This is a genomic window from Nitrososphaera sp., from assembly GCF_050748925.1.
Lineage (GTDB): Archaea > Thermoproteota > Nitrososphaeria > Nitrososphaerales > Nitrososphaeraceae > Nitrososphaera.
Window position 1 is genome coordinate 1 of sequence record NZ_JBOGQF010000105.1, and the last position, 6,273, is coordinate 6,273.

The 6,273-nt window shown below is 55.7% G+C and carries 10 protein-coding genes; 3 read left to right on the forward strand and 7 right to left on the reverse strand.

Annotation, left to right across the window (positions count from 1 at the left end):
• A partial coding sequence (metK, locus tag ACREAY_RS08930; RefSeq protein ID WP_431755425.1) for a methionine adenosyltransferase occupies nt 1-1,018 on the reverse strand: 1,018 nt, incomplete at its 3' end.
• Between the two features lie 14 nt (nt 1,019-1,032).
• Nucleotides 1,033-1,281, reverse strand: coding sequence for a U6 snRNA-associated Sm-like protein LSm6 (locus ACREAY_RS08935; protein ID WP_431755426.1), 249 nt, complete (start codon nt 1,279-1,281; stop codon nt 1,033-1,035).
• A gap of 97 nt (nt 1,282-1,378) precedes the next feature.
• Here ACREAY_RS08935 and ACREAY_RS08940 point away from each other — a divergent pair, with 97 nt between their 5' ends.
• On the forward strand, nt 1,379-2,029 hold the full coding sequence (locus tag ACREAY_RS08940; RefSeq protein WP_431755427.1) for a hypothetical protein: 651 nt from the start codon (nt 1,379-1,381) through the stop codon (nt 2,027-2,029).
• Here the strand turns inward: ACREAY_RS08940 and ACREAY_RS08945 are convergent.
• Nucleotides 2,019-2,195, reverse strand: coding sequence for a hypothetical protein (locus tag ACREAY_RS08945; protein ID WP_431755428.1), 177 nt, complete (start codon nt 2,193-2,195; stop codon nt 2,019-2,021). The genes ACREAY_RS08940 and ACREAY_RS08945 overlap by 11 nt on opposite strands.
• 116 nt (nt 2,196-2,311) lie before the next feature.
• Between ACREAY_RS08945 and ACREAY_RS08950 the strand changes: the two genes are divergently transcribed.
• On the forward strand, nt 2,312-3,475 hold the full coding sequence (locus tag ACREAY_RS08950) for a glycosyltransferase (protein ID WP_431755429.1): 1,164 nt from the start codon (nt 2,312-2,314) through the stop codon (nt 3,473-3,475).
• Between the two features lie 267 nt (nt 3,476-3,742).
• Here the strand turns inward: ACREAY_RS08950 and ACREAY_RS08955 are convergent, their stop codons facing one another.
• Nucleotides 3,743-4,705, reverse strand: a complete 963-nt coding sequence (locus ACREAY_RS08955; RefSeq protein ID WP_431755430.1) for a hypothetical protein — start codon at nt 4,703-4,705, stop codon at nt 3,743-3,745.
• 97 nt (nt 4,706-4,802) lie between these two features.
• Between ACREAY_RS08955 and ACREAY_RS08960 the strand changes: the two genes are divergently transcribed.
• On the forward strand, nt 4,803-5,132 hold the full coding sequence (locus tag ACREAY_RS08960) for a dUTPase (protein WP_431755431.1): 330 nt from the start codon (nt 4,803-4,805) through the stop codon (nt 5,130-5,132).
• Here ACREAY_RS08960 and ACREAY_RS08965 read toward each other — a convergent pair.
• The 3 genes from ACREAY_RS08965 to ACREAY_RS08975 all read right to left on the reverse strand — a co-directional run.
• Complete coding sequence (locus tag ACREAY_RS08965) at nt 5,121-5,597, reverse strand: tetrahydromethanopterin S-methyltransferase subunit A (RefSeq protein ID WP_431755432.1); 477 nt, start codon at nt 5,595-5,597, stop codon at nt 5,121-5,123. The genes ACREAY_RS08960 and ACREAY_RS08965 overlap by 12 nt on opposite strands.
• Nucleotides 5,594-5,989, reverse strand: coding sequence for a pyridoxamine 5'-phosphate oxidase family protein (locus ACREAY_RS08970; protein WP_431755433.1), 396 nt, complete (start codon nt 5,987-5,989; stop codon nt 5,594-5,596). The genes ACREAY_RS08965 and ACREAY_RS08970 overlap by 4 nt, the downstream gene beginning before the upstream one ends.
• A 37-nt stretch (nt 5,990-6,026) precedes the next feature.
• Nucleotides 6,027-6,273 (reverse strand): hypothetical protein (locus ACREAY_RS08975; protein ID WP_431755434.1); only part of this gene is annotated, 247 nt, incomplete at its 5' end.

A 6,273-nucleotide genomic window follows, 5' to 3' on the forward strand; every position in this document is an offset into this window, starting at 1 on the left:
CTGCAGGCTTCATGTCAAATGTCTTGCGGACCTTGGCTTCTATTTCTTCTTCAGGGAGTTTCCCTGTGCCAAAAGTGTCCACCATTATGGACACGGGCTCGGCGACGCCGATGGCGTACGCGACCTGCACCTCGCACTTGTCTGCAAGGCCGGCGGCCACCACGTTCTTTGCCACGTACCTTGCCATGTAGCATGCTGACCTGTCCACCTTGGACGGGTCCTTGCCAGAGAACGCGCCGCCGCCATGCCGGCCCATGCCGCCGTAGGTATCGGCAATTATCTTTCTGCCCGTGAGGCCGCTGTCGCCGGGCGGGCCGCCTATCACGAACCTGCCGGTCGGATTGACGAGGTATTTCGTCTTGGCGTCAACCCAGCTGCCGCAGACTGGCTTTATTATCTTGTTTACCACTTCCTCGCGCAGCTGTTCCAGGCCGATGTCTGGCGAGTGCTGCGTCGACAATACAACGGTGTCGATGCGCTTTGGCACGCCGTCTTCGTAAACGACTGACACCTGCGACTTGCCGTCGGGCCTCAGCCAGCCAAGCTCCTTCCTTTTCCTCGACTGCGCCAGCTTCATCGAGAGCTGGTGCGCCATCGTTATCGGCAGCGGCATCAGTTGTGGAGTTTCATTGCTGGCATAGCCAAACATCAGCCCCTGGTCGCCTGCGCCCTGCTCCTTGCCCTCGGTGGCGGTGACGCCCATCGAGATGTCGGGGCTCTGCTCGTGGAGCGCCGCAAGCACGGAGCACGAATCGCAGTCAAAGCCGTAGATTGGGTTATCGTAACCGATCTCGCGGATGGTGTCGCGGACTATATTCTGTACGTCTACCCTGCCCTTTGAAGTCACCTCGCCGGCGACAAAGACTATGCCCGTCGTCGTCATCGACTCGGCTGCAACACGCGAATCGGGATCCTGCCTCAGAAACTCGTCGAGCAGCGCATCAGAAATCTGGTCGCAGACCTTGTCGGGGTGCCCTTCTGTGACGCTTTCAGAAGTAAAGAGCCAGCGCTTTGCCATAGTCGCCCACCGGGTCAGATGTCCTTTTCAAGGCGTATAAAGAGCACGTTGTTTCCGCGGATAACGACCTTGCCATAGTTGGCCATCACGTCGCTTCCGTTGAATTCCTCGGCGTCGGTAAGTATCAGGTTCATGTACGAGTCGACGTTGTTCATCTTGCCCTTGTACTCTATCTCGCTCTTGAGCCTGACAGCGACTTTGCGGTTGATAGAACGCTGGAGTATCGAGAGCGGGCGTTTTGGTTGTTGAGACGGGGAAGACACCTAGTTAATCACTTTGCAAGTTGGAGGATTGCATGGCGAATAAAAAGGTTGCCTTGAAGAAGAGAAGTCATAAAAAGGGCTGCGCGGAATAGAGCTGTTGTTCATCTCCACCGGCTCAAAGGCGCTCGACGTGGCGCTTGGCGGAGGCGCACGCGGCGGCTTTCTCACCGACGTCTACGGCGAGAGCGGGTCGGGCAAGTCGCAGCTCTGCTTTACTCTCTGCGCCAATTGCTCGAGGGCAGGGGGCAGGGCGATGTTTGTAGACACTGCCGGAACTTTTCGTCCAGAGAGGGTTTCAGAGATTGCAGGAGGCAACGTCCTTGACAGGATTGCCTTTGTCCGCGCCCTGCATACTGAGGACCAGATTGCCGCGCTTGAAAAGGCCAGAAGCATGGACGTGCAGCTGCTGATAGTCGACACCTTGACTTCGCTCTTTTCTGCCGAGTATGTTGGCCCGGCCAGGCACCTCGCGGTCATGAGCCACCTGCATGACCTCTCGGTGTTTGCCATCACCTCAGGCTGCGCGGTGGTCGTGACCAACATGGTCAGAAACGTGCCGACAGAGGGCAGGCCGGTACAGCGCGAGTACCTCGGAAGCTCGGTGTCGATCTATTCGCATGCCAAGATGAGGCTTGAGATTGAAAACGCGGCCAGGGGCCAGTTCAAGGCAATAATGGTACAGCCTCCCGGAAAGAACGCCCAGTTTTCAGTAACGGCACTGGGCGTTTCAGACAGGCCTAACGCCTGATTACGAGATACGCGCCGACGACGTTGAAAGTGATGCCGGCGAAAAAATAGATGTTGAGTAAAAGCGGCAGCGTGAGGGCCGTGCGGATGCCAAAGGCGTTTGACCCTACCGAGACTAGGTACAGCAAAAGCCCGAGGCCCATCAATGCAAAGCCTATAACCAGCAACAGCCAGACGCCGCATTCATTGTTCTATACCTTTTGTCCGGAACACGATTGACATACTGGTGCTTAAGAGACGGGGAAACTAACTGTTTTATAGACCGCATCCAAATACTGAACCATTGGACGCTTTTGCGCAGCTCCTAAAGCAGGAAAAATTGCCGCTTTCAGTCATCCTGCCCACCTATAACGAGTCGCAAAACATCTCTACCATGATCGACTCGATAGCCGACGCGCTGCCAAGGGGCATGCGCGCAGAGATAATCGTCGTAGACGACAGCTCGCCGGACGGCACCGGCGACATCGCGCAGAGCCATGCACGCAGCCTCGGGAGCAGGGGCATCCAGATTGAAGTCATCCGCCGGCCTGCCAAGCTGGGGCTGAGCTCTGCGATACTGGCAGGGGCAAACTCGGCGTCCGGAGAGGTCGTGGTGGTGATGGACAGCGACATGTCCCACCCGCCCCAGACGATACCTCACATGCTTGACGAGATAAAAAGATGCGACATCGTCGTGGCGTCGCGCTATGTAAAGGGAGGGGCGGTAACGGGATGGCCCTTCAAGCGCAAGATAGTGAGCAAGGGCGCCAACAAGATTGCGCGCTATAGCCTCGGCATACGCATCAAGGACCCGATGTCAGGGTTTTTCGCGTTCAAGCGCCACATCATCCACGGCATAAAATTCGACGCCATTGGCTACAAGATGCTCCTCGAGTTGCTCGTCAAGGCAAGGGGCGCCAGGGTAACTGAAATCCCTTACACGTTCATCAACAGGCGGTTTGGCAAGAGCAAGCTGGACTCCAAGGTAGCAGTCGACTATGCTAGGGCAGTCTGGCGCCTGTACCGCTACGGCAGGGCCGCGCCAACAGAAAGGCGCGCATCTGTCAAGTTCCTTTCAAAGGCAGGCAGGTTCTACACCGTGGGGGCGACCGGCTTGCTGGTAAACTATTTCGCCTCTTTCCTGCTCACCGTGCTGCTGCCAAATGTCTGGTACCTGCATGCGACGATCTTTGGCATACTGGTATCCATAACGTCCAACTTTATCTTTAACAAATTGTGGACATTTGAGGACAGGGACTTTGCCCTGAAAAAGACCCTTGCGCAGTACGGCCTGTTTTCAGGGTTCAGCGCGTTTGGCGCGCTGGTGCAGCTGTCAATGCTCTTCTGGCTCGTAGAGAGTCAAGGCATCGGCTACCCGATAGCGTTGGTGGTGGCAGTCGCGACGGCCTCGATAGGCAACTTTCTCTTGAACAAGAAATGGACCTTTAAAGAACGTGTATGGGCCTAGCTTTTTTTACCAAAGATGATGTCAGTAAAAGCATGATTGTGAATATTATACAGGACTATCATGAATAGCGTATTATCTATGCTATTGTCACAGGGCATGATATAATTTTGAAATTCTATGATGGAAAGACTTAATAATTTACCCTTACTTTATCAGGGTAACGAAGAACATCCGCTAAATAGATAGGAACCCCCCGTATTACTAGGGCGCCTTTGGCGACTCTTCCAATAGGGGGACTACCCTATCTAACCGACTTGTTTTCTAAAACTAGTTTGCCCGTCGCCTTCTCGGCTCTATCAGGCCCATAAGCTGGTAGCCATATTCCAGGTTGTGCTTGACGTGGTTTATGCCGTGCGTGCCGTGAGGCACGAACTTGCCGTCCAGGACGTTTTCGATATAGATCTTGGTCTTGCGTATAGAGTTGACGGCGTGCTGCAGTTGGTTATCGGTGAGCTTGCGCCCGAGGTCCTTCTCGACTTCTTTCTTCAACTCTTCAGGCTTGGTCAGCTTGCTGTATTTCTGGAGGCGCTTGTAGTTCATCGACAGGTCTGTAACCTTTTTGATGTCGGCAGGCTGCAGGTTTGACAGGGACTGCTCAAGGTCCTTCTTGGCCCTGCCGGTGACGTGCGACAGGTTGTCCACCAGCCCTTCGCCAAACGCGGCAACATTTTGCCCGGCATGCGGGCGAGGGCTTGCTATCGGCCTTGCGACATAGCTTGTAGACGGGTCTTCCTGAGGCGCAGAGACCTTGCGCTCCTGGTAGTACCTTTCGATGCCATAGACGCCCACGGCCCCGCCCCGGGTGTCCACGCCTTTGTCCAGTATCGAGATGAGGTCGATTATTATTCTCGGGTAATGCAGGCGCAGGTTGGCGTCTGTCTTTTGGTAGTTTTCCATCACGTCCATGTAGATGTAGAACGTGGCGTCGTTTACTGCCTTGGTGCCGGCCCTCTTGGAATCCATGCCCTTGGCGGCGACTGCAAGAAAGTCGCACAGCTCGGACTGCGAGAATACATGGCCCATGGCTGTGCAGGCGTCGGCCACTGCCTTGACAGAAGTTATCCACTTGCCGTAGGCGTTCACGGTCGCCACCGAAACGCTGCCGAGAAATTCTACCGCCTTTTTGCGGGTCTCTGCATCTTCTACCTTTAGCATGTCAAGCGCAGAAGTAAGGATGTTGCCTGTCGTGGACTCTGCCTCAGATGTAGCAGGATTCCTGCCAGAAGCCATATGCGTTAACCAAGCTTTGCACATCTCTTAAAGCTTTCCCAGGTATTCGTCGATAGTCGGGTCAACCTTTTTTTACGGCCAGGCGCCCGTCAAGGCGATGGACACACTTGAAACGATATTTTTGATGCAAAAAGATCTTGCGGGCATGATGGACCTTTCGCGCTACCCGAAGAGCGCGGAAGGCAGGATATCTGCCCTTTCCACGGCAATCATCCACGAGGCAGTAGAACTTCAGCGCCTGACAAACTGGAAGTGGTGGAAAAAGCCGGGCCAGTTTGACGAGGCAGCCGCCCGCGAGGAACTGATAGACATCTGGCACTTTGTGGTCCAGGCGTCGCTGGAACTGGGCATGACTCCGGCAGACATACTGGACGAGTACAGGAAAAAGAACAGAGTAAACCGCGACAGGCAAGAGTCAGGCTACTGACTTTATTATCTGCGAGATGTCGGTGACGCCCACCATGTCTATCATCCCGACCTGCTTTCTGAACCGGTCGACCTGCTCCATCGTTGATTCGACGGTCGGGTAAGGGCCCTGCGCCCCTATTATCCGGCCCTGCGAGTCGACGCCGTTTTTGTAGAGCGACAGTAGCGCTTGGCCCGGCATGTGGCCCTTGACTTCCCTGCCGCACAGCACGATGCGCTCAAGGCTTGGGTGCGACAGGGCGTACTGGACGATTGCGTCGATGCCCCGGTTCTCTGACAGCAGCCGGCCCGCTATTGCGACGCGCTCCATCATGTCGGACTGCGATATCTCTTCAAGAAGGCCGATGCTGCCTAGTGTGCAGACTGCGACCTTGCTACCTTTTCCAACAAAACTTTCGTGCTTGACCGGTATGACTGCCTCGCATATCTTGCCGGCGACGTCGTCAAACTTTTTTCGGACGGTCAAACTCCCCAGCTCGCCTTGCTTGTCGGCGTCACATGCACAAACGGCGCCTCGCCTTCCTTCCACGGGTCGCGCCTGACCCACTCGAACTTGCCGTGAAAAATCTTGTATAGCCTCTGGAACTCGGGGCCCCGCTCTATCACCTTTGCAGTCCCCTGCACGCAGACTGCCATATTGGCGACAGAGCTGTAAACGTCGACCGCGAGCGCGACCCTGCCGTTTTTCTGTATGTTGGCGAGCTTGCGCGTCTCGAGATCCGTGGCAAAGTAAAAGGCACCATCCTCAAAGATGTACGACACCGGGACGACGTGCGGGATGTTGTCGTGGCACGTAGCCAGCCTGCACGACTCGTTTTTTGCAAGGAACTCTTTTTCGGCCCTTGTGAACGAAACCAACCTGCTGCATTTTGCGGCAGGCCGATATTTATGCGCGCTAGGCCGCGGCCTTGGACTCGCGCCACCGGCTGTACCTTATCATGACGATGCCCGCCGCTATGGTCAGAAGAGAAGCCGCCAGAAAGCCAGGGTCGAAAATGCCCTGCAGTGACGCAGGCGCCGTCGACGTGAACTCGCACCTCTCGCCCTCGCATTCCTTTATCACTGGAAAGACGAGCAGCACCATGACAAAGGCCACCAGCAGGGCGACGCCGGCAGACGACACTATGGCGCCGGCCTTGGCC